Genomic DNA, 1,975 nt, shown 5'->3' with positions numbered 1-1,975 from the left:
ATCTATAAAATTAATTAAAAATTAATAAGAAGGCTTAAAAATGAATAATGAAATAGGAATGAGAATATTAACTTCATTAGTTGCTTTAGGCATATTTATAGTGGCAGGACTTGCTGCTTTCTATCAAAGCATTTTAGCACTTCCTTTAGCTATTATTGGATTAATATTCGTTCCATTTATATTGATGCAACACAATGAGAAGAATGCTCATTTAGCTGAAAACTTAGAAAAGATAGCTTTCGTTATTACATTTTTAATCATTTGCATAGCATTTATTTGCTTATATAAACCAGTTTAATCAAATTTCAAAATTTATTTATAATTATATTTATCAGTTTATTCGAAAAATAAGAGTTTAGAACTAAAATCAAGGTGAAATCATGGAAGAATTATATATTATGATTTATATTATAGTTTTTATAGTTGGATCCATCGCAGGTCTTTTATTAAGCTATAAAAAGCATATGGAACCGTATATAATATCTGAATTGGATGTCATGACCTTGGTTTTTTCCATTGTAGGATGGTTCCTATTATTCAATCATGGTTTAAACCATTTAATCAGTTCTGAAATCTTGCTCACTATTGCATTCTTCTGTATTGGACTTGCAATAGGAAGAAGACCAGGTTATGGTCGTAAAGAGACTGCAATCGGAATATTGATTGCAGGAATTGTCTGGATTTTAACATCCGGAGTTTTATTCTAACAAATTAGCTCACTTGGTGATTTATATGAATAGTGAAGAGAAATATGAAATGATGAAATTAAGAGTTCTTCATAGTTTTAAATGGGAAAAGGATCTTACAATCCCTTTATCTGAAGAATTTGGAATTTCTAAAGAAGAATTTGAAGATATTCTTATGAATCATTTTGATATGAGTGATTTGGAAAATATGCATGCTACCTTTGAAATAGCTAATAGAGAAAAGATAAAAAGGCAAATGCATCTTGATTTAAGGCTTTATTGGTTAAGTGATGTTGCAAAATTGATTTCAGAGGAAGATGCAGATAGGATTTGCCATCAATTGACAAAAGACATTGTAAAGAATGGCAAGAAATATGAGGATGCTCTTGAAGAAGGAAGAGCCCAAATAGTTGAAATATTGAAGAAATGATGTTTATTTATAATCAAAAGAACGAGATTTAAGGTAATTGAAATGCTTAAAAAACTTAAAGATATTGTGAGAAAAAGTTCAATTCATGTCTGCATTGTAAATTGTGGAGGATGCAATGGCTGTGATGTAGAGCTTGTTGCGCTTCTTTCCCCAAGATACGATCTTGAACAGTATGGAATTTATGTTCACAATAACCCTCGTGAGGCTGATGTTCTTTTAGTAACTGGTGCAGTTACAGAACAATGGAGAGACAATTTAAGAAGGATTTATGCAAAGACACCTGAACCTAAGATTGTGGTTGCTGTTGGAAACTGTCCACAGTCAGGGGATGTATTTGCACAGGAAGGAGGAAGAGTTCTTGCTCCTGTTTCTGACTTTATTCCAGTGGATGCAGCTATTCCAGGTTGTCCTCCAAGACCAAGTGAAATTTTAGAGGCAGTGTTGACTGTTGCTCCTGGCGCTCTTGCAGCTAAAGGAAGAGCCCAAGATGCCAGAAAAGATTAATGTTTATTAGTATTATAGAATTTAGATTAGATAAGCAAAGGTTAATGTTTATTGTATTAAGAATTTAGAGATAAGTAAAATAGGAGTCAGATATTATGATATTACCAATTGGACCAATTCATCCAGGTTTAAAAGAACCTTTAAGGCTTAAGCTTCAGACTCAAGGTGAAAAGGTTATTAAGGCTGAGATTGATTATGGTTATGTTCACAGAGGTATTGAAAAGATTATGGAAGGTAAAACCTGGCAAAAATGTATTTACTTATCTGAAAGAATCTGCGGTATCTGTTCATATGAGCACACACAAACCTTTGCAGAAACATTGGAAAACATTTCCGGTGTTCAAGCTCCTTTAAG

General features: G+C 32.3%; 5 protein-coding genes. All 5 read left to right on the top strand.

Annotated features, from left to right (window positions below; translation table 11 throughout):
- The first annotated feature begins 40 nt into the window (after window positions 1–40).
- A complete protein-coding gene (locus ACKI67_RS03150; RefSeq protein ID WP_407461940.1) occupies window positions 41–298 on the top strand; it encodes a hydrogenase in 258 nt (85 codons plus the stop codon).
- 82 nt (window positions 299–380) lie between these two features.
- On the top strand, window positions 381–707 hold the full coding sequence (locus ACKI67_RS03145) for a DUF2104 domain-containing protein (protein ID WP_407461939.1): 327 nt from the start codon (window positions 381–383) through the stop codon (window positions 705–707).
- A gap of 25 nt (window positions 708–732) precedes the next feature.
- On the top strand, window positions 733–1,116 hold the full coding sequence (locus tag ACKI67_RS03140; RefSeq protein ID WP_407461938.1) for a DUF1959 family protein: 384 nt from the start codon (window positions 733–735) through the stop codon (window positions 1,114–1,116).
- A 42-nt stretch (window positions 1,117–1,158) separates the two neighbouring features.
- Window positions 1,159–1,620: an NADH-quinone oxidoreductase subunit B family protein gene (locus ACKI67_RS03135; RefSeq protein WP_296856834.1), complete on the top strand. Its 462-nt coding sequence runs from the start codon at window positions 1,159–1,161 to the stop codon at window positions 1,618–1,620.
- Between the two features lie 95 nt (window positions 1,621–1,715).
- A partial coding sequence (locus ACKI67_RS03130) for a nickel-dependent hydrogenase large subunit (RefSeq protein WP_407461937.1) occupies window positions 1,716–1,975 on the top strand: 260 nt, incomplete at its 3' end.

This window comes from Methanobrevibacter sp., assembly GCF_045577275.1.
Classification (GTDB): Archaea; Methanobacteriota; Methanobacteria; order Methanobacteriales; family Methanobacteriaceae; genus Methanobrevibacter.
This window is presented reverse-complemented; position numbering and strand designations above follow the sequence as displayed.

What these genes read in the sequence shown, in the direction of transcription:
- ACKI67_RS03150 (WP_407461940.1), top strand. Translation starts at nt 41, where the DNA reads ATGAATAATGAAATAGGAATGAGAATATTAACTTCATTAGTTGCTTTA.
- ACKI67_RS03145 (WP_407461939.1), top strand. Translation starts at nt 381, where the DNA reads ATGGAAGAATTATATATTATGATTTATATTATAGTTTTTATAGTTGGA.
- ACKI67_RS03140 (WP_407461938.1), top strand. Translation starts at nt 733, where the DNA reads ATGAATAGTGAAGAGAAATATGAAATGATGAAATTAAGAGTTCTTCAT.
- ACKI67_RS03135 (WP_296856834.1), top strand. Translation starts at nt 1,159, where the DNA reads ATGCTTAAAAAACTTAAAGATATTGTGAGAAAAAGTTCAATTCATGTC.